The organism is Pseudomonas sp. (genome assembly GCF_017744435.1).
In the GTDB taxonomy this organism is placed as follows: domain Bacteria; phylum Pseudomonadota; class Gammaproteobacteria; order Pseudomonadales; family Pseudomonadaceae; genus Aquipseudomonas.
In genome coordinates this window covers 42,299-61,300 of record NZ_JAGIBG010000025.1, presented here as the reverse complement: position 1 = coordinate 61,300, position 19,002 = coordinate 42,299, and the positions used below count along the sequence as shown (strand labels likewise).

Annotated in this window: 14 protein-coding genes and 3 pseudogenes; 10 read left to right on the top strand and 7 right to left on the bottom strand. The window is 63.5% G+C overall.

The features are described from left to right. Window positions 1-86: 86 nt before the first annotated feature. From J7573_RS17320 to J7573_RS17310, 3 genes are all read left to right on the top strand, one after another. Window positions 87-896, top strand: a complete 810-nt coding sequence (locus tag J7573_RS17320) for an inner membrane protein YpjD (RefSeq protein WP_294337772.1) — start codon at window positions 87-89, stop codon at window positions 894-896. Between the two features lie 9 nt (window positions 897-905). Then, window positions 906-2,111 carry a transporter associated domain-containing protein gene (locus J7573_RS17315; RefSeq protein WP_294337770.1) on the top strand — a complete coding sequence of 402 codons (1,206 nt, stop codon included), beginning with the start codon at window positions 906-908 and terminating at the stop codon, window positions 2,109-2,111. A gap of 272 nt (window positions 2,112-2,383) precedes the next feature. Beyond that, window positions 2,384-3,682, top strand: coding sequence for an MFS transporter (locus J7573_RS17310; protein ID WP_110637280.1), 1,299 nt, complete (start codon window positions 2,384-2,386; stop codon window positions 3,680-3,682). Window positions 3,683-3,714: 32 nt separating this feature from the next. On the opposite strand, the gene purT is transcribed toward J7573_RS17310, so the two are convergent. From purT to J7573_RS17285, 5 genes are all read right to left on the bottom strand, one after another. Further along, window positions 3,715-4,896, bottom strand: coding sequence for a formate-dependent phosphoribosylglycinamide formyltransferase (purT, locus tag J7573_RS17305; protein ID WP_294337766.1), 1,182 nt, complete (start codon window positions 4,894-4,896; stop codon window positions 3,715-3,717). A 76-nt stretch (window positions 4,897-4,972) separates the two neighbouring features. Next, on the bottom strand, window positions 4,973-5,440 hold the full coding sequence (locus J7573_RS17300; RefSeq protein WP_060512569.1) for a VUT family protein: 468 nt from the start codon (window positions 5,438-5,440) through the stop codon (window positions 4,973-4,975). A 46-nt stretch (window positions 5,441-5,486) separates the two neighbouring features. After that, window positions 5,487-5,690: a DUF1289 domain-containing protein gene (locus tag J7573_RS17295; RefSeq protein WP_294337762.1), complete on the bottom strand. Its 204-nt coding sequence runs from the start codon at window positions 5,688-5,690 to the stop codon at window positions 5,487-5,489. After that, the gene (locus J7573_RS17290; RefSeq protein ID WP_294337760.1) at window positions 5,683-6,207 is read right to left on the bottom strand and encodes a gamma carbonic anhydrase family protein; all 525 of its coding nucleotides are present in this window, start codon (window positions 6,205-6,207) and stop codon (window positions 5,683-5,685) included. Before J7573_RS17290 ends, J7573_RS17295 begins: the two co-directional genes overlap by 8 nt. A gap of 44 nt (window positions 6,208-6,251) precedes the next feature. Continuing rightward, window positions 6,252-6,851: a CoA pyrophosphatase gene (locus J7573_RS17285; RefSeq protein ID WP_110637286.1), complete on the bottom strand. Its 600-nt coding sequence runs from the start codon at window positions 6,849-6,851 to the stop codon at window positions 6,252-6,254. A gap of 126 nt (window positions 6,852-6,977) precedes the next feature. Here J7573_RS17285 and J7573_RS17280 point away from each other — a divergent pair, with 126 nt between their 5' ends. The 4 genes from J7573_RS17280 (at window position 6,978) to J7573_RS17265 (ending at window position 14,494) form a co-directional block, all read left to right on the top strand. Then, window positions 6,978-7,529 carry an NUDIX hydrolase gene (locus J7573_RS17280; protein ID WP_294337758.1) on the top strand — a complete coding sequence of 184 codons (552 nt, stop codon included), beginning with the start codon at window positions 6,978-6,980 and terminating at the stop codon, window positions 7,527-7,529. An 18-nt stretch (window positions 7,530-7,547) separates the two neighbouring features. Further along, a complete protein-coding gene (locus tag J7573_RS17275) occupies window positions 7,548-8,102 on the top strand; it encodes a L,D-transpeptidase family protein (protein ID WP_294337756.1) in 555 nt (184 codons plus the stop codon). Window positions 8,103-8,263: 161 nt separating this feature from the next. Beyond that, on the top strand, window positions 8,264-9,940 hold the full coding sequence (locus tag J7573_RS17270; protein ID WP_294337754.1) for a ShlB/FhaC/HecB family hemolysin secretion/activation protein: 1,677 nt from the start codon (window positions 8,264-8,266) through the stop codon (window positions 9,938-9,940). A gap of 27 nt (window positions 9,941-9,967) precedes the next feature. Beyond that, a complete protein-coding gene (locus J7573_RS17265) occupies window positions 9,968-14,494 on the top strand; it encodes a hemagglutinin repeat-containing protein (RefSeq protein WP_294337752.1) in 4,527 nt (1,508 codons plus the stop codon). A gap of 127 nt (window positions 14,495-14,621) precedes the next feature. Here J7573_RS17265 and J7573_RS26325 read toward each other — a convergent pair. Beyond that, window positions 14,622-14,708: pseudogene (locus tag J7573_RS26325) on the bottom strand (type II secretion system protein I); the annotation flags it as partial. Between the two features lie 186 nt (window positions 14,709-14,894). Between J7573_RS26325 and J7573_RS17255 the strand changes: the two are divergent. Both J7573_RS17255 and J7573_RS17250 read left to right on the top strand, forming a co-directional pair. Next, a complete protein-coding gene (locus tag J7573_RS17255) occupies window positions 14,895-16,964 on the top strand; it encodes a PhoX family phosphatase (protein ID WP_294337749.1) in 2,070 nt (689 codons plus the stop codon). Between the two features lie 222 nt (window positions 16,965-17,186). Further along, complete coding sequence (locus J7573_RS17250; protein ID WP_294337747.1) at window positions 17,187-18,035, top strand: RHS repeat-associated core domain-containing protein; 849 nt, start codon at window positions 17,187-17,189, stop codon at window positions 18,033-18,035. Here J7573_RS17250 and J7573_RS17245 read toward each other — a convergent pair. Continuing rightward, window positions 18,032-18,651 (bottom strand): annotated as a pseudogene (locus tag J7573_RS17245) (hypothetical protein); the annotation flags it as partial. The gene J7573_RS17250 and the pseudogene J7573_RS17245 sit on opposite strands and share 4 nt — an antisense overlap. Here J7573_RS17245 and J7573_RS17240 point away from each other — a divergent pair. Continuing rightward, window positions 18,605-18,916, top strand: a pseudogene (locus J7573_RS17240) (twin-arginine translocase subunit TatC); the annotation flags it as partial. The pseudogenes J7573_RS17245 and J7573_RS17240 overlap by 47 nt on opposite strands. Between the last annotated feature and the right edge of the window lie 86 nt (window positions 18,917-19,002).

Genomic DNA, 19,002 nt, shown 5'->3' with positions numbered 1-19,002 from the left:
CGCACACCTCGCTGCCGATCGGTCTGGATGGCCGGTGGCGTTCTATGCCAAACTCCGTCTCTTTCAGGGCTCTGCAACCAGGACTTATGGTTTCCTCACCCAGCCTCATCCCCAACCTGATCGCCGCCGGCTTATATATAGCTGCGGCCATCTATCAGGGCACCTACCTGGCCCAGGGCCGCAAGGCCGACAAACGCCTGCTTGGCCTGCTCGGCGCACTCGCCGTGGTCGCCCAGGGTGGCGCACTGTTCTTCCAGCTGATCACCCCGCTGGGGCTGAGCCTGGACTTCTTCAGCGCCGCCAGCCTGATCGCCGTGGCGGTCATCGCCCTGACGCTGGTGGCCTGCCTGCGCATCCCGGTGGAAAACCTGCTGGTGCTGCTGTTCCCGCTCGGCGCCGTCACCGCACTGCTGGCGCAGTTCGCGCCACCCGGCACGGTGCCGCTGATCGACGAAGAACCGGGCATCCTCGCGCATATCCTGCTGTCGATCCTGGCCTATGGCCTGTTCACCATCGCCGTGTTCCAGTCGCTGCTGTTGCTGCTGCAGGACCGCCAGCTGAAGAACAAGCACCCGTCCGGGCTGATCCGCAACTTCCCGCCGCTGCAGACCATGGAAAGCCTGCTGTTCGGCTTCCTCTGGGCGGGTTGGTGTCTGCTCTCGCTGTCACTGATTTCCGGCTGGCTGTTCCTCGAGAACCTGTTCGCCCAGCACCTGGTGCACAAGACCTCGCTGGCCTGCATCGCCTGGATCGTGTTCAGCGTGCTGCTGTGGGGCCGCACCCGCCTCGGCTGGCGCGGGCACAAGGCGATCCGCTGGACCCTGGCCGGTTTCTGCCTGCTGATGCTGGCCTATTTCGGCAGCAAGCTGGTTCGCGAATTCATCCTGCATATCTGACGGCCGCCCATGGACACCCTGCCGTACGCACCGCTACTCGGCATTCTGGCACTGGCGCTACTGTGGTCGGCGTTGTTCACCGCCGTGGACGCCGCCCGCCTGCAGCTCAACGGTTCGCTGCGCAACGGCGATGACGGCAAGCCGCCGCTGCCAGCCCAGGCCCTGGTGCTGTGCGCCAGCCTGGGCAAACTGTTGGTGCTGGGCCTGGCGTGCCTGATCGGCCAACGCCAGAGCGGCGAACACGGCTTCTGGCTGGCTGGCCTGGCCGCCGTGGCGGCCCTGCTGGTGTTCGCCGAGTTCCTGCCGCGGCGCCTGGCCCGGCGCAACCCGCAGGCCTTCGTCAGCCTTGGCCTGAGCCTGCGCCCGTTTCCTCTCGCCCTGCTGCAACCTCTGGCCTGCCTGTTCGACGGCATCGCCAAGCTGATCCTGCGGCCGTTCCGCGTGCAGCCCACGGCAGTGGCCCTGCATCCGCAGGAAGATGACGGCTTCGACGCAGACGACGAGCACGAAACTCCGCGCCACGGCCTGCTGGACGGCCTGCAGTCGCTGGACAAGATCACCGTCAACGACATCCTGGTGCCACGCAACGAGGTCGACGGCATCAATCTCGACGACCCTATCTCGCACATCATCGAGCAACTGATCGTCAGCCGTCACACGCGCTTGCCGGTGTACCACAGCGACATCAACCAGGTGGAAGCGATCCTCAACACCAAGCTCATCAGCCACCTGCTGCCCAAGGCCGAGCTGACCCTTGAGCAATTGCAGGGCGCCTGCTACGAGCCCTACTTCGTGCCGGAAAGCACGCCGTTGCAGATGCAACTGTTGAACTTCCACAAGCAACAGCGGCGCCTGGGCGTGGTGGTGGACGAGTATGGCGAGGTGCTGGGCATCGTCACCCTGGAAGACATCCTCGAGGAAATCGTCGGCGAGTTCGAGGACGAACAGAGCCTGGACAACCCGCACGTACACCCACAGCCCGACGGCACCTTCGTCATCGAAGGCACCGCCTCGCTGCGCGAGATCAACCGTACCCTGGGCTGGCACCTGCCCTGCGACGGCGGCCCGAAAACCCTCAACGGGTTGGTCACCGAAGCCCTCGAAAGCATCCCGGAAAGCGCCGTTTGCCTGAAGATCGGCCGCTATCGCCTGGAAATCCTCGAAACAGAGGACAATTGCGCCAGCAAGATACTGGTGTGGACCGTGACCCGATAGCTATACTCGGGTCACGCTTACCCAGCCCCGCCGTTCCGCCCGCTACCCGCACCCGGCGCCACACGGCCAGTCCGCTCCACTGACACGCCCCGCGGTCCTGCTTCAACACCCCGAACAGTGCCCGCTCCCACCCCTACCCTCCTGGGCTGGTGTCAGTCGCGCGAACACAACAACAATACGCTCCGGCGTCTGCCAAGCCGTGCCTGCCTTCAACGCCTGCACAGGCCGCGGACAATGCCATGGAGCGGACCAGACTGTTAGGGACCTACTAAATGACAACCAGCACCTATGCCGAGGCGCCTGCCGCGCCGGTCAACTCGCCAGCGCGGGTCGCCACCGCCAGCTTCATCGGCACCGCCATCGAGTTCTACGATTTCTACGTCTATGCAACCGCCGCCGCGCTGGTGATCGGCCCGGTGTTCTTCCCGTCCGGGTCGGGCACCGCGCAAATGCTCGCGGCCTTCATCACCTTCGGCATCGCCTTCCTTGCCCGCCCGCTGGGCTCAGCACTGTTCGGCCACTTTGGCGACCGCATCGGGCGCAAGTCGACCCTGGTCGCCTCGCTGCTGCTGATGGGCGTTTCGACCACGCTGATCGGCGTACTGCCGGGCTATGACAGCATCGGCGTGTGGGCACCGATCCTGCTCTGCCTGCTGCGCTTCGGCCAAGGCCTGGGCCTGGGTGGCGAATGGGGTGGCGCAGCACTGCTGGCCACCGAGAACGCGCCCGAAGGCAAACGCGCCTGGTTCGGCATGTTCCCGCAACTTGGCCCGTCGATTGGTTTCCTCGCGGCCAATGGCCTGTTCCTGACCCTGGCCATGCTGCTCAGTGACGAGCAGTTCCGTGACTGGGGTTGGCGCATCCCGTTCCTGCTCAGTGCCGCGCTGGTGATGGTGGGGCTGTATGTGCGCCTGAAGCTTGAAGAAAGCCCGGTATTCGCCAAGGCCGTCGCCCGCCACGAACGCGTGAAGATGCCGGTGGTGGACCTGTTCGGCAAATACTGGATGCCAACCCTGCTGGGCGCAGCCGCCATGGTGGTGTGCTATGCGCTGTTCTATATCTCGACGGTGTTCTCGCTCAGCTACGGCGTGACCACGCTGGGCTACAGCCGCGAGACCTTCCTTGGCCTGCTGTGCTTCGCCGTGGTGTTCATGGCACTGGCCACGCCACTGTCGGCCTGGCTCAGCGACCGTTACGGGCGCAAGCCGGTGCTGATCGTCGGCGGCCTGCTAGCGGTGGCTTCGGGCTTTACCATGGAGCCGCTGCTGACATCAGGCTCGACCACGGGCGTGGCGCTGTTCCTGGCCATCGAGCTGTTCCTGATGGGCGTGACTTTCGCGCCGATGGGGGCGCTGCTGCCTGAACTGTTCCCGACTCACGTGCGTTATACCGGCGCTTCGGCGGCGTACAACCTGGGCGGCATCGTCGGGGCCTCGGCGGCACCGTTCTTTGCCCAGAAGCTGGTGAGCATGGGGGGGTTGAGCTGGGTGGGAGGCTATGTGTCGGCGGCGGCGGTGATCAGCCTGATTGCCGTGCTGTGCCTGAAGGAAACCCGCAATACCGAGCTGTAAGCAACTGGGGCCGCTTGGCGGCCCCAGTCGGATCAGAACTCGACCTTGACCGCCTTCGAAGCACGGGTCGCCTTGGCCCGCGCCGCTTCGACCGATTCATCACGCGCCAGGCATACGCCCATGCGGCGGGTGCCGTTGATTTCCGGCTTGCCGAACAGGCGAATGGCGGTGTCAGGCTCGCTCAACGCTGCCCCCAGGTTGGCGAAGCTGGTCTGCTGCGACTGGCCTTCCGGCAGGATCACCGCCGAAGCCGATGGCCCGAACTGGCGCACCACCGGGATCGGCAGACCAAGAATGGCGCGGGCATGCAGGGCGAACTGCGACAGGTCCTGGGAAATCAGGGTCACCAGGCCAGTGTCATGCGGGCGCGGCGAGACTTCGCTGAACCACACCTGGTCGCCCTTGACGAACAGTTCCACGCCGAACAGACCACGACCACCCAGTGCATCGGTGACCGCCTTGGCCACACGCTGCGACTCGGCCAGGGCTTTCGCGCTCATCGCCTGTGGCTGCCAGGATTCCTGGTAGTCGCCCTTCTCCTGACGGTGACCGACCGGTTCGAGGAAGGTGGTGCCGCCCACATGGCGAACGGTCAGCAGGGTGATTTCGTATTCGAAGTCGATGAAGCCCTCGATGATCACCCGGCCCTTGCCGGCACGGCCGCCTTCCTGGGCGTAGTCCCACGACTTCTGCAGGTCGGCATCGCTGCGCAGCAGGCTCTGGCCCTTGCCCGAGGAGCTCATCACCGGCTTGACCACGCACGGGTAGCCGACATCGGCCACGGCCTTGGCGTAGTCCTCGAAGGTGTCTGCAAAGTGGTACGGCGAGGTAGGCAGGTCCAGCTCTTCAGCGGCCAGGCGGCGGATGCCTTCACGGTTCATGGTCAGCTGGGTGGCGCGGGCGGTCGGCACCACGTTGAAGCCTTCGTTCTCCAGCTCGACCAGCGTGGCGGTGGCGATGGCTTCGATTTCCGGCACGATGTAGTGCGGCTTTTCCGCTTCGATGATTGCCCGCAGGGCAACGCCATCGAGCATGTTGACCACGTGGCTGCGGTGCGCCACCTGCATCGCCGGGGCATTGGCGTAGCGGTCGACGGCGATCACCTCGACGCCCAGGCGCTGCAGCTCGATCACCACTTCCTTGCCCAGCTCGCCACAGCCGCAGAGCAGTACACGGGTCGCGGTTGGCGACAATGGGGTTCCGATACGGGTCATTTCAGGTCCTCGAAGGCGTCCGGGGCCGCACCAGGCTTGGCACGGCCCGCTGAAAAAGGACCGCCATTCTACACCATCAACCCGCGACGGCGGCCCGCCGCGCACGAAATGCCATGGCCAGCCAGACGGCCGTGACACCGGCGAATTTCGAGGCCATGGCGGTGCCGATCACCGCCGGGGTGAGTGCACCGATCATGCCGAAGAAGATGAAGGTATCCACCGGAATGCTCAGCGCCGAGCTCAGCCACAGGCGGTCACGCAGCGGCCGGCGGGTGATGCTGAACACCAGCCAGTCGATCAGTTCGGAAACGAAGAACGCGGTGGCGCTGGCCAGGGCGATGGCCGGCTCCGAGGTGGCGTACGACAGCACCAGGGCCAGCAGCATGGCGATCAGCGCGCCATGGCCGTAGCGGGTCTGCACCATGTCGCGCAGGATGAACACCAGGCCACCCCAGCAGGACCAGATGATGTCCAGGTGCGGGGCGCTGGAGAAGGCGTAGTTGATCAGCACTACGCTACTGATATAGGCAATGAGATAGAACATGGCGAGTGATCTGTGGGCAAGCCGCACAGATTACTTGATTTTGCGGTCAGTGCCCAATAATCAGCCCGGCTGCCACCGCCCGTTCATGGCAACGCTTGAGCACCGCCCGGCGCTCGGTATTGTCCATCCGCCCCCAACGGCCAATCTCGGCCACGGTGCGCTGGCAGCCGGTACAGATATCCTGCTCGTCCAGCGCGCAGATGCTCACGCACGGCGAAGCCACCGGCCGCTCTACAGCAACTTCACTCATCGTCGACCACCAGCTCCCGCGCATAGCGCTCGGCATTGTGTACATAGTGCGCGGCGCTGGCTTCGAGCATGCGTTTCTGCTGTTCAGTCAGCTCGCGCACCACCTTGCCCGGCGAGCCCATCACCAGCGAGCCATCAGGAATTTCCTTGCCCTCCGGGATCAGCGCGTTGGCGCCGATGATGCAATGCTTGCCGATGCGCACACCGTTGAGGATGACGGCGTTGATGCCGATCAGGCTGTAGTCGCCAACCGAGCAGCCATGCAGCATGGCGTTGTGGCCGATGGTGACGCCCTTGCCCAGGGTCAGCGGCGAGCCCATGTCGGTGTGCATCACGGTACCGTCCTGGACGTTGCTGTCCTCGCCGATGTCGATCAGTTCGTTGTCGCCCCGCAGCACCGCACCGAACCACACGCTGGCACGGGCCTGCAGGCGCACTTTGCCGATCAGGGTGGCGTTGGGTGCGGCCCAGCTGGTGGCATGGCATTCGACCCGATGGTCGCCCAGGCGGTATTTCATGTTCGCTCCTCAGCGGTTCACGCAGACGGCGGGGTGTGCCCCGCTCAGATTTCGATGTAGCGCTCGGGGGGTTGATGCAGGCTGATACCGGCGTCATACAACAGGTTGACCAGCTCGACGATCATGATCGCCGACAGCCCCCAGATCTTGTACTCGCCATAGCGATAGCTGGGCACGTACCAGCTGCGCCCCTGGTAATCGATACGGTGGGTGTGGTCACGCGGGTCCTGCCGGAAGAATTCCAGCGGCACGCTGAAGACTGCCGCGATTTCGGCATCATTGGCGCGGTATTCGACGAAATCCGGGATCAAGCCGACGAACGGGGTCACTTTCAGGCCGTGCAGGGAGATCAGCGGGCTGAGCGGGCCGACCACCTCCACCAGGCCGGGCGGCAGGCCGATTTCTTCCTCGGCCTCGCGCAGTGCGGTGAATACCAGGTCCGGGTCTTCCGGGTCGCGGCGCCCGCCGGGAAAGGCAACTTCGCCGCCGTGGGTCGACAGCCCCTTGGCACGCAAGGTCAAGACCAGTTCGGGCGCTTCGCTGCGGGTGATGGGCAAAAGTACCGCCGCCTCGGGGAACCGTCGGTCGGTTTCCAGTGAAGCGGGTTGGTGGTTGCTCATACGGCGAAGTAGCTCGTCCAGCATTGCGCACTCTCGTTTCCAAGGCCTGCCTTGCATGATGCACCAAAGCCGCGAAGCACCCAAGCCCCGTGCGCTTGCGGCAGCCCCGCCTGGCGCGCCAAGATAACCCGGTCAATAGGGAAGAACAGCATGAAATTTTGCAGCGCGTGCGGCCAGCCGGTCATTCAGCGAATCCCCGAAGGCGACAGCCGCCTGCGGTTCGTCTGCGAGTATTGCCAGACCATTCATTACCAGAACCCCAACATCGTCGCCGGGGTGCTGCCGACCTGGGGCAGCCAGGTGCTGCTGTGCCGCCGCGCCATAGAGCCGCGCCGCGGCTTCTGGACGCTACCGGCGGGTTTCATGGAAAACGGCGAGACCCTCGACCAGGCCGCCCGTCGCGAAACGGTCGAGGAAGCCTGTGCCCGGGTCGGGGACATGGCCCTGTACCAGCTGTTCGACCTCCCGCACATCAACCAGGTGCATGTGTTTTTCCGTGCCGAGCTGGCCGACCTGGATTTCGCCGTCGGTGTCGAAAGCCTGGAGGTACGGTTGTTCGAGGAGCACGAAATACCGTGGAGCGAGCTGGCTTTCCGCACCGTCACTCGCACACTAGAATGCTATTATCGCGACCGCATCAGGCAGCACTACCCGATTGGCCATGAATACCTGCCGCCGATGAATGTTTCGCCCACCACTTAAGCTTGCAGGTACTGCTTCATGCGTTGGTTGTTCGCCCTTTTCTGCTTTTGCGTTACCACGGTGTCCCAGGCGGCCTTCACCGAAGTCATCATTCGCAAACCGCAACCGCCGGTGCCGGCCCAGTCACAATCCCAGGCGGCCATGCAGCCGCTGATCGACAAGGTGCTGGTGATCAAGTCCGAGCGTCGCCTGCAACTTATCAGCCGCGGCGAACCGCTGAAAACCTACCGCATCTCCCTGGGCAAGCAACCCAAGGGCGCCAAGGAACGCGAAGGCGACAAGAAGACCCCGGAAGGCCTGTACTGGCTGGACTGGCGCAAGGAAAGCGACCGCTTCAACCTGGCCATGCACATCACCTACCCGAACATCAGCGACGCCGCCCGCGCCACCCGCTCAGGCTGGAGCGCCGGCAGCATGATCATGATCCACGGCACGCCGATCAACGACAACTACCCCGAGTGGTACTTCCACACCCTCGACTGGACCGATGGCTGCATTGCCATGCGCAACCGCGACATGCAGGAAGTGTGGGACCTGGTTCCTGATGGAACCCTGATCGAGATTCGCCCTTGATAGTCCTACATTCAGATTGACCTTGTAGGACCTTTCATACTTCAAATACGCACCTGCCCTACGCCCTGCTTAGGCCGGGGACTGCATCCAAACGATGGCATGAATTTTTAGCATCCACGCAAACGAGTACGTAATCCGTACGCCAATTGCGAGGGTGCTTCATGCCATGTCGACTCTGTCACTACGCCAGCTGGCTGTTCGCCGGTTGCCTGGCTGGATTGCTGATCTCCCGCACAGCCCTGGCTGACGACCCCGCCAGTCTGCAACTGCGTGACCAGCAGCAATCCCTGCGACATTTCGAACAGCAACAGCGGCTCAAGCGCTGGCAGCAGCCTTTGTCCGAGCGCAATGAGCAGGCCCCCGCCCAACCGGTCGACAGTCAGTGTTGGACCGTTTCCGGCCTGCGCATCATCGGCAACCGCCAACTTCCTGATCAGGCGCTCGAGCCCGCTCTGCGCGAGCGGCTTCTGCCCTGCATGAGCATCGATGACATCAATAGCCTGCTCAGGGGCATCACCCAGCTGTATGTCAGCGCAGGGTTTCCGACCAGCCGACCCTACCTGCGCCAACAGCCTCGGCATGGGCTGCCACTGGACATCGTCATCGTCGAAGGCTTTGTCGAGTCCATCGAACTCGCCGACCCCAAGCTGCCATTGTTCTTGCCCGGTGCTTTCCCTGGGGTGCTGGGCGAGCCCCTTTACCTGCCCGCCCTTGAGCAAGGCCTGGACCAACTCAATCGCCTGCGCGCCTATGACCTGAGCATGGACCTGCTGCCCGGCGAACTGCAGGGCGGTACCCGCGTTGTGCTGCAACCGCACCCGGTAGGCTCGCGCTGGCACCTGGACAGCCGCCTGGACAACCGCGGCAGTGAGCTGACCGGCCGCCACCGCCTGAACCTGGGCCTCGGCCTGGACAGCCCGCTGGGGTTGAATGACGACCTGCGTGTGTCATGGCTCTCCAGTGCCTTCCACGCCCCCGGCCAGGTACAGGGCATCACGTTGTACTACAGCATCCCTTACGGCCCCTGGACCTTTGCCCTCAACGCCAGCCAACTGACCTACGATGCGCCGCTGCCGCACAGTCGGCAGACCAGTGACGGCAGCAGCAGCTACCAGGGCCTGAGCATCGAGCGGGTGCTGTGGCGCAACCAGCAAGGCATGCTCAGCGCCAGCGCTCGGCTGGACCGCAAGCAGCTGGTCAACCGAACCGCCGGCACCGTCGTCACTCAGCAGAGCCCGACGCTCACCAGCCTCGATGTCGGTATCAACCTGCTGTGGCTCCAGGGTGGGCTATGGAACAGCTATGTGGGCATTGCGCAGGGCGTGGACTGGTTTGCCGCAGACCAGTCGCCACTGGGTGCGGAACGCCTGCGCCCGAATTTTCGCAAGTACCGCGCCAGCCTGTTGCATCTTCACCAGGGGCCGTCAGACACACCTTGGCGCTGGCAAAGCGAACTGGCCTTGCAGTACAGCGAACACACGTTGCCCGCCGTCGAACAGTTACTGGTCAGCGACGACTCGACAGTACGTGGCTTTCGCCTGCGCACTTACTCCGGCGCCAGCGGCGCGACCTGGCGCAATACCTTCAGCCAACCACTGCCAGCGAACTGGGCCCACCCCCTGCAGATACGCCCTTACTTCGGCCTGGATGCGGGCTGGACCCGGTCAGCCACTGGCAAGCCCTCGCAACGCCTGGCCGGCGCAGCCGCCGGCATCGAGCTGAACCTGCCGAACGCCCGCCTGCGCCTCGACTACCAACGTGCCCTCTTCGCCAGCGACCTGCCCCGCTCCCGCCTGGAGCCTGGCTTCTGGGTACTGGAGTGCGCCCTGAGCCTCTGATTCACCCACAACAAAGAGAACGAGAACATGCAGATACTCTCGCCGTTACCGTCTACCCGCCCGGATACCTTGCGCTGGGCCATCTTCCTCGCCCTGCTCGGCCCCACCAGCGCTCTGGCGCAGGGAGGGCTGGAGGCCACCACTGGCCCGGCAGGCACACCCATCATCAACAACGGTCATGGCGTGCCGGTGATCGACATCGTCCCACCCAACACCAGTGGCCTGTCGCATAACCAGTTCCTCGACTACAACGTCGCCCGCCCTGGCGTAGTGCTGAACAACGCCCTGCAGGAGGGCCAGTCGCAACTGGCTGGAGCACTGGCCGCCAACCCGCAGTTCCAGGGCCAGGCAGCATCGACCATTCTCAACGAGGTGGTCAGCCGCAACGCCTCGCTGATCGAAGGCCCGCAGGAAATCTTCGGCCGCCCTGCCAACTACATCCTCGCCAACCCCAACGGCATCACCCTCAATGGCGGCAGCTTCATCAACACCACCCGCGCCGGCTTCGTGGTCGGCACACCCGAGCTGCAGGATGAACAGTTGCGCCATTTCAACACGCTGAACGCCGGTGGCACCTTGCAGGTGCTGCAGGGCGGCCAGGCCAATGCCGAGGGCGCGCTTGATCTGATTGCGCCCAAGGTGGACCAGCAAGGCCTGCTCATGGCCAAGGGTGACCTCAACGTGACCGTTGGCCGCAATCGCATCGCACATGCCGATGGCCAGGTCCTCGAACACCTGCCGGGCACCCCGTCGAGCATCGATGCCAACCTGTTCGGCGCCATGCGCGCCGGGCGCATTCGCGTGGTAAGTACAGCCGAAGGCGCGGGCGTGCGCATGGGGCCGAAGGCATTCACCGCAGATGACGGAATTGACGTTCAATCGGCCGGCAGCCTGACGATCAGTGGCGAGGGCGAGCAGTACGCCACGCTCAAGACCGAGCACGGCGCGCTGCGCCTGGGGGCCGCTGACGACCTCTCGCTGCACAGTGTCGATGGCCAGGCCGAGCAGATCGAGATCAAGGCCGGAAACAAACTGACGCTGGATGCCGAAGCCCTTCAGGCGCTCAGCAAAGACAAGGACAACTGGAAAAAGAAATTCCTGTTTGTCACCCACGAAACTTATGACAGTGAGCGCACCACCACCCACACCAGACAGCAAGGCACACGGCTGCTGGGCCGAGACAGTGTGCTGCTGGAGTCCGGTGGCGACATGCAACTGGTGGCCGCCGACGTGAATGTGCTGGGCGAACTGACCCTCGCCAGTGACGGCGACCTGGACATCGCAGGTGGGCTGGACAGCGAGCGCATCGAAACCTCCATTCGCCACCGCAAACACCTCTGGCGTGGGGATCGCGATACCGAGCAATTCAAGGAAACGGCCAAACCCAGCGAGTTGAATGCCGAACGCATGACGCTCAGGGCAGGCAATACCGTCAAGGTACGCGGCAGCTCACTGCAAAGCCGCAGCGATATGGACATCAAGGCCCGGCAGGTAGAGGTCGGCACTTTGGCATTGCAAGACACCAACACCGAAAGTGGCTACCGCGGCGACCTGGTTTCCGGGGCATTCTTTGGTGACCGCAAGGGCACTGACACCCAGGGCCAGGCCGTCACCGGCAGCCGGGTAGTCGCGGGTGGAAAACTGGAGGTGATTGCCGACCAGGTGAGCATCAAAGGCAGCACGGTCACCGGTAACCAGGACGCGGTGCTCTACAGCGAAAAAGGCCAGCTGACGATCGCGGCCGACCACGCTAGCAGCACCTCGACCGATCATGACAGCAGCAGCCAGGTGTTCGGTTTGTTCGGCAGCAAGAACACACGCACGTCCCATAACGATCAGGTACTGATCAGTGATGTTTCCTCCAACAGCAACCTGCGCCTGGCCAGTGCCGAAGAACTGCGCATCCAGGGCGCCAAGGTGCAAGCGGGCCAGCATTTGCAGGTCGAGGCCAAAGGTGACGTGAAGATCGAAAGCACACAGGCGCTTGCCGAGCACGAAACCTACAGCCAGCAACGTGGCTTCAGTGCCAGCGCCAAACAGACCCAAACCGCCGAAGATGGCAAGCCTGAGTCACGTCAGTACAGCGCAGGCCTGGCCTACGATGTAGCGAGTAGCACCGGCAAGCTGAGCGAAACGACTCAGGTTGCCAGCGAGCTCAAGGGAGCATCGGTCGCCCTGAACAGCGAGGCTCATCTGCAGATCAATGGCTCCAAGGTCCAGGCCAGCGACGGCAACCTCGACGTAGAGGCCACGCAGGTTACGCTCGGTGCCACGCGCAACACGCGCGACTCGAGCCGTACCGATACCCAGAGCGGGGGCGGCTTGACCGTCACCGGTGGCATCGACCGCATCGGTAGCCTGTTCGAAGGCCATCACAACAGCACCGTGGTGACCGAGCGCGACAGCACGGCCCAACGCAGCGAACTGCAGGCCAGTGGCAATGTGAAAGTCGATGCTGGCCAACTGGTGACCGAAGCGGTACGTGTCACGGCCGGGGATACCCTCAAAGTCACCGCCAAGCGCATCGAAAACCGTGCCGTCCTGGACACCCATGAACGGGAAGAACTGCGTAACGAGTGGTCCGGTAGCCTCGGCGCCAGCGTCGAATACCGCGACCTGACCCGGCCGATCGAACGGCTGGTGCTGGGCGAAGAAGCCGCACGCTTCCAGCAGGCATCGCCCGAAGATGCCATGGTGGCACCCAGCGTCGGTGCCGACATGACCGTGGAGCACCTCAAGCGCCTGGAAAACCAGCGCCGTGGCATTGCCCAGGTGAGCGAGTTGTCGGGCGCAAAGGTCGAGGTCAAGGCCGACACGATCGACGACCAAGGCACCGCTTGGCGTGCCAATGCCGGCCAACTGCAGATCAAGGCCCAGCAGCACACGATGCGTGCCGCCGAAAATACCCAGGAGGACAGCGTGCAGCGCCTGGCCTTTGGCGGTGACCTGCGCCTCGACACCAGCTCCGGCAGTGACCTGAACGCCCGCGGCGCGGGCAAGGGGGGCTCGCTGGACAAGCAGGCAACGGCCAGCACTGCAGTACCCGGCAGTCTTTATGGGCAACAGGGCATTCAGGTCCAGCTGGGTAGCGATGGTCAATATGAGGGGACACGCATTGATGGTGGCGAAGGTGAGGTGGCTATCCACAGTGAAGGCAACCTGTCGTTGCCCCAGGCCAACGGCCGCACTGAAGAGTTGACCCGCCAGCTTGACGGCAACGCTTGGGCCAAGGTCGGCAACCGCCCCGGCAGTACCGGTTTCGACGGCCGTGGCTACCTTGACCACGCGCTGCAGCAAACAGTGCAAACCAAGGCCCACGTGGCACAGATCGACGCCAAGGGTGAAGTGCGCCTGAGCAGCGCGGGTGACCTGTTGCTGGAGGGCACCCGTGTCGGCAGTCGCGAAGCCAAGGTGGGCGATATTCGCCTGCACAGCGATGGCCGCCTGCAGGTCAAGGCAGGCAACGACTCCCAGCAAGCCAGCGGCGGCAAACTGGGCGGAGGCCTGGAACTGGCAGCCAAGATGGGTGAGACAAAAGGCGGCGGCATTGGTGGCCACTTCACCCAAGGCACACAGGATGAAAGTGCCCGCCAGGCCGTCGATGCCCAGTTCGCCAGTGCCGGCAAGCTGACCCTGAGCAGCGCTGCTCGCGAGGACATTGCCTTGCACCTGGAAGGCCTGCAGGCATCCGCCGAGCTGATCGAGCTCAACGCGTCCAGCGGCGGCTTGCTGATCGAGGCCTCATCCAATCAGGAACAGCGCAACAATCTCGACATCACCGCCGGTGCCGGTTTCAACATGACCGCAGGCACCAGCGACACCCGCGGCCTGCATGGCCGGGCCAAGGTCGAGCTGGACAAGCGTGACAACCAGACCTGGAACGCCAGCAACCTGCGCGCCGAGAACATCGACCTGCAAAGCCGTGGTGATACCCGCATCGAAGGCGCCAGTCTCGAAGCCGGGCGCATCACCGGCGCCGTCGATGGCGACCTGCGCATCGCCAGCCGCAAGGACAGTGTCGATACCCTGACAGTGAAAGGCGATGCACGCCTGAGCCAGGAGAAGAACCCGCAGGGTTACCTCAACGCCGCCACCTCACTGGCCGGGCCACTGGGTGGCAAGGTCAAGGACAAGGCCGGGGCGGCCTTGAGCAAGGCCGACCCGGGCTTCTCGCCAACCTTCAGCCTTGATGTGTCACACGTGCAGCGCGACAGCGTGGGCCAACAGGCGGTGCTCAAGGGCAGTGACGGTGTCCAGCTGAAGGTGGGCGGTGATGCCCAGCTGGTCGGCGCCCGCCTGCAGTCGGCCAAGGGCGCGGTCGCGCTCGATGCCAGCTCGGTTACGCGGGAAACCCTGAGTGGCAATGACTACCGTCGGGATGTGTCGGTCGATGCCTCCAATTCGCCGGTGGACCTGGGTACGGCGATTGCCGAGATGGCCAAGGGCAAAGGCGCGGCGGATGGCGAGAATGCGCTGGATCTGGGGTTGTTGAGGACCAGTGGGCATAGCCGGAGTGAGCAGTGGGTTTCCAGTGTGCAGGGTAAAGCGGAATAACGGGTGAGGCGCAAGAGTGCCTGGTTTGAGATGTTCAGCGCCCTTGAGAACGAGCGCCACGCGGGTTTTGGCGCTCGTTCTCATAGGCGTTGACCTTGTCATGACGGACACATGGATGCATGAACACGCCATCAACCTGGTTGCTGGCCAGCCAGTACTGCGCGACGGTGAAACGCGCCTGCAGTTCGCGGGCGCAGAGCACGCCGAGGCGGTGCCCCGGATGTTGCGGCGTAGACAGCTTAATGGCAAAAATCCGACAACCATTCCAAATCGATCTTTCTGCGTTTGTAATAAGAACTTACAGTTTTAAGAAACCCATTAATAATTTTGCCAATGAATCATCACAGTAGCGCCCTAAAGTCGCGGCTGCCTCCAACTCAGCCACTATAAGGACACCCTGATGAGTCGAGATACCGGCGATAACCTGGACCGCAACCAGAGCGGCAACCTGCCGATGGCCAGCGTCATGGACGCTTACCTGAGCCGTCGCAGCGTGATGCGTGGCAGCCTGGGCGCCGCCATCGCCATGATTGCCGGTACCGGTTTGATCGGCTGTTTCGACAGCAGTGGCGGCTCCAATGACGATCTGGCACCGCAGCCGCCGGTGACCGACCCGATCGCACCGGAAGTACCGAAACTGGCCCTGGGCTTCCAGTCCATCGCCGGTTCGCGCGCCGACGCCTGCGTCGTCGCGGCCGGTTACAGCGCTTATGTGCTGGCGCCCTGGGGCACGCCGCTGAACAGCAACGGCAACCCGTGGAAATCGGACGGCAGCAACACCTCGACCGACCAGGCCAATGCCATGGGCATGCACCACGACGGCATGCACTTCTTCCCGATCAACGGCAGCTCCGAAGACGGCCTGCTGGCGATCAACTTCGAATACATCGACACCGCGGCCCTGCACCCCAACGGCCCGACCACCGACACCAGCGGCAAGCGCCCGGCCGAAGAAGTGCGCAAGGAGATCAACGCCCACGGTGCTGGCGTGGTGCGCCTGCAGAAGGCCAACGGCCGCTGGCAGGTGGTCGACAACGACCCGCTCAACCGCCGCTTCACCACGGCTTCGCGCATGGAAATCACCGGGCCGCTGCGTGGCACCGACCACGTCAAGACCAAGTATTCGGTCGACGGCACCCACTGCCGCGGCACCAACAACAACTGCGGCAATGGCTACACCCCGTGGGGCACCTACCTGACCTGTGAAGAGAACTGGCCAGGCATCTTCGTCAACAAGGGCACCCGCCCGGAGGACCAGCGCCGCATCGGCGTGGGCACCTCCAGTGGCCAGTACCAGTGGGAAAGCGCTGCCGGTGACAGCAGTGAAGTGGCCGATGAATTCGCCCGCTTCGACGTGACCGTCAAAGGGGCCGCCGCCGCCGACGACTACCGCAACGAAGCCAGCACCTATGGCTACATCGTCGAGATCGACCCGTACAACAGCAGCACCCTGGCCACCAAGCGCACGGCCCTGGGCCGCTTCCGCCACGAAGGCTGCTGCCCGGGCCTGCCGGTGGCCGGCAAGCCGCTGGTCTGGTACATGGGTGACGACTCCAACAACGAGTACCTGTACAAGTGGGTGTCCACGGCCGTGTGGGATACCGCCGACGCCAACCCGGCCGACCGCCTGGCCACCGGGGCCAAGTACCTGGACCAGGGCAAGCTGTACGTCGCCCGCTTCAATGCCGATGGCAGCGGCGTGTGGCTGCTGCTCGACGTGAACACCGCCACCGCCGCCGGCAGCACCCTCGGTGCGCTGTACGGTGACCTGGCAGGCATCATTCTCAACACCCGGGGCGCCGGCGATGCCGTGGGCGCCACGCCGATGGACCGCCCGGAGTGGACGGCCGTCAACCCGCTCAACGGCGACGTCTACCTGACCCTGACCAACAACAGCGCGCGTACTGCCGACAAGGTCGATGCGGCCAACCCGCGCGGCCCGAACCGTCACGGCCACATCATCCGTTGGCACGACAGCGGCGACCAGCTGAGCTTCACCTGGGACATCTTCGTGTTCGGCGCCAACGCCGCTGGTACCGCCGACATCAACCGCTCCGGGCTGACCGAGCTCAACCAGTTCGCCAGCCCTGACGGCATGAGTTTCGATAGCCGCGGCGTGCTGTGGTTCGAGACCGACAACAGCGAGACCACGCTCACCGACTACACCAACGACCAGCTGCTGGCGGTGATCCCCACCGACCTGGTCGATGCCAGCGGCAAGCAGGTGCCGATCAATGCCCAGAACCAGACGGCCCTGCGCCGCTTCTTCGTCGGGCCGAATGGTTGCGAGGTGACGGGCATCAGCTTCACGCCGGACAACAAGACCTTGTTCGTCAACATCCAGCACCCGGACAACTGGCCGTATACCGACAAGGCGACCGATGCGACCCCGGCCGGTGCCAAGGTCAGGCCGCGGGCTACGACCGTGGTGATTCAGCGGGATGATGGTGGGGAGATAGGTACAGCTTGATTCAGCGACGCTACAGGCAGCTTCGTGCTGACTGTAGCGTCATCATCGCAGGTTTCGAGTTCCGAAAGTCTCGCTAATAGGTATAAGACCCTTCCAAAGAATCACTCGCATGGCGCGCCACACCCTGCACAACGTGTTCATTTCTTGCTTAAGATCCAGGAACAAACGCTTGGGTCAACTGGCACAATTGACAGTTGATTTGTGAACGCAAAGGGAGAAACCATGGAAAAAATCCTGGCCCAGAGCACAAGCCTCATGCGCATATCGGCGAGATCTTTGAAAGCCAATCAACGGAATACAGTGATGAGTATTCAAGGAAGTGGCTCCCCACAAAATTACTCACCGTATGGCTTCATTCGGACTGACTTAGCGACGACCCTGTTGGCTTTTGCCGGACAAAGGCTGGAGGTGATTACGGGGAGCTATCCACTAGGCAATGGATACCGTAACTATCATCCGGGACTCATGCGATTTACTCAGCCGGATGCATTTTCCCCGTTTGGTAAAGGCGGGCTGAATGGCTACGGCTACTGCCTGGGCGATCCGGTCAATAGAGTCGACCTGAACGGACGCTGGCCATCCGTGCCCACCTGGATGAAAAAGCCGTTCAACTGGTTGTCAGAGAGGTTCCTCAACAGCCCGCATCAACCCGACATCGTCCTCGCAAGAAATTCGGACAACGATACGACCCCCTACAATCAGTTGGCAACGACAGACAGCTCCAGCCAAAGCTTCAACTCAGGAAACCCGCACTGGGGTGCTACCAGCCTGAACTACCAGCAGATGCAGCCGCCACGACCAAGCCGATTGCGCCCTCTGACTACCCGTGAAAAAGCACAAATTGCAGTGGCAGCCCCTGCGTACGCAGGTCTCAGCTTATGGCTTACGTATGAGGTAGCTACCGGTATCATGTACCCAGCCAATATCCATGCCAGCCAGATAAGCACCAGATACGTCGTGGGTATGTTGGCTGGAATCCTCACGGAAACCATTACGCTGGTTCCGATGGTTTACGCCGCAGCTAGATTGCTTCGTCGAGGCCCAGAAAATAATGGCACATCACGCGTTTAGAGTTTTGGCTCACGACTGCGAATTCTCACCTGCTGCGCCGGCACCCGGGCATGCCACTGCACCACCCCCAACGCCTCCACCTGAAACTCGCTGCGCATCACCCTGCCCTGTTCCTCGAACGACAACTGCAACAGGTAATGCCCACTGTTGAGCAGCAAGCCCTCGCTCAACCGTTCGAACGTTTCGTCATCCACCGCCCCCAACGCCTGGCGCAACGCCGAGGCATCTGCATACCCCGACGCCGGCCGCCCACTGTCGATGCGGCTGAGCAACGAGCGCGGATATCGCCCCTCATACAGCGCATCCAGCAACGGCAGGTGCTCCAGTCCCAAGGCATTGCATTCAGGCGCCAGCCAGTGGTCTGTGGCAAGGCGCACAGCATCGGATAGCGGCGATGGCGGGTAGCGTCAGGTTCTAGCAGCAGGTTGAGCTCGCTGCTATCGAGCATCGGCTGGTTGGCCGCCAGCCGCGGCGGTTGCTGGCGCAAGTACTGGGCGCTCTCGCCGCCTTGCAGGCGAGCATCGCTGTCACTGTCGCGTCACCGCCACCGTCGCACGGGAGAACAGCCCATGAGCATCGCCCTGGACCCGGCGGCACGCATGCCGTTGACCGAGCACCTGCGTGATCTGCGCAAGCGCCTGGTGCGCTGCCTGTTGCTGCTGGCCGCCGTGTTCGCCGGTCTGTTCCCCTTTGCCCAGCAGCTGTACACCGTGATCTCGGAGCCGCTGCGCCGCTTCCTGCCGGAAAGCGCCAGCATGATCGCCACCAGCGTCACCTCACCGTTCCTCACACCGTTCAAGCTCACGGCGATGTGCGCGTTGTTCGTGGCCATGCCGCTGTTACTGCACCAGGCCTGGGGCTTTCTCGCCCCGGGCTTGTACCGCCCTGGTTCGTGATCCGCTTCGAGCCGGCAAGGCCGCCGAAGGCGACGAGCCGCACAGGTAGCTCTGCCTCATGCACTGCCGGC

Coding starts and splice junctions, on each gene's coding strand:
- J7573_RS17255 (WP_294337749.1), top strand. CDS start 14,895: ATGAGTCGAGATACCGGCGATAACCTGGACCGCAACCAGAGCGGCAAC.
- J7573_RS17275 (WP_294337756.1), top strand. CDS start 7,548: ATGCGTTGGTTGTTCGCCCTTTTCTGCTTTTGCGTTACCACGGTGTCC.
- J7573_RS17310 (WP_110637280.1), top strand. CDS start 2,384: ATGACAACCAGCACCTATGCCGAGGCGCCTGCCGCGCCGGTCAACTCG.
- J7573_RS17320 (WP_294337772.1), top strand. CDS start 87: ATGGTTTCCTCACCCAGCCTCATCCCCAACCTGATCGCCGCCGGCTTA.
- J7573_RS17285 (WP_110637286.1), bottom strand. CDS start 6,851: ATGCTGGACGAGCTACTTCGCCGTATGAGCAACCACCAACCCGCTTCA.
- J7573_RS17250 (WP_294337747.1), top strand. CDS start 17,187: ATGGAAAAAATCCTGGCCCAGAGCACAAGCCTCATGCGCATATCGGCG.
- J7573_RS17315 (WP_294337770.1), top strand. CDS start 906: ATGGACACCCTGCCGTACGCACCGCTACTCGGCATTCTGGCACTGGCG.
- purT (WP_294337766.1), bottom strand. CDS start 4,896: ATGACCCGTATCGGAACCCCATTGTCGCCAACCGCGACCCGTGTACTG.
- J7573_RS17265 (WP_294337752.1), top strand. CDS start 9,968: ATGCAGATACTCTCGCCGTTACCGTCTACCCGCCCGGATACCTTGCGC.
- J7573_RS17295 (WP_294337762.1), bottom strand. CDS start 5,690: ATGAGTGAAGTTGCTGTAGAGCGGCCGGTGGCTTCGCCGTGCGTGAGC.
- J7573_RS17280 (WP_294337758.1), top strand. CDS start 6,978: ATGAAATTTTGCAGCGCGTGCGGCCAGCCGGTCATTCAGCGAATCCCC.
- J7573_RS17300 (WP_060512569.1), bottom strand. CDS start 5,440: ATGTTCTATCTCATTGCCTATATCAGTAGCGTAGTGCTGATCAACTAC.
- J7573_RS17290 (WP_294337760.1), bottom strand. CDS start 6,207: ATGAAATACCGCCTGGGCGACCATCGGGTCGAATGCCATGCCACCAGC.
- J7573_RS17270 (WP_294337754.1), top strand. CDS start 8,264: ATGCCATGTCGACTCTGTCACTACGCCAGCTGGCTGTTCGCCGGTTGC.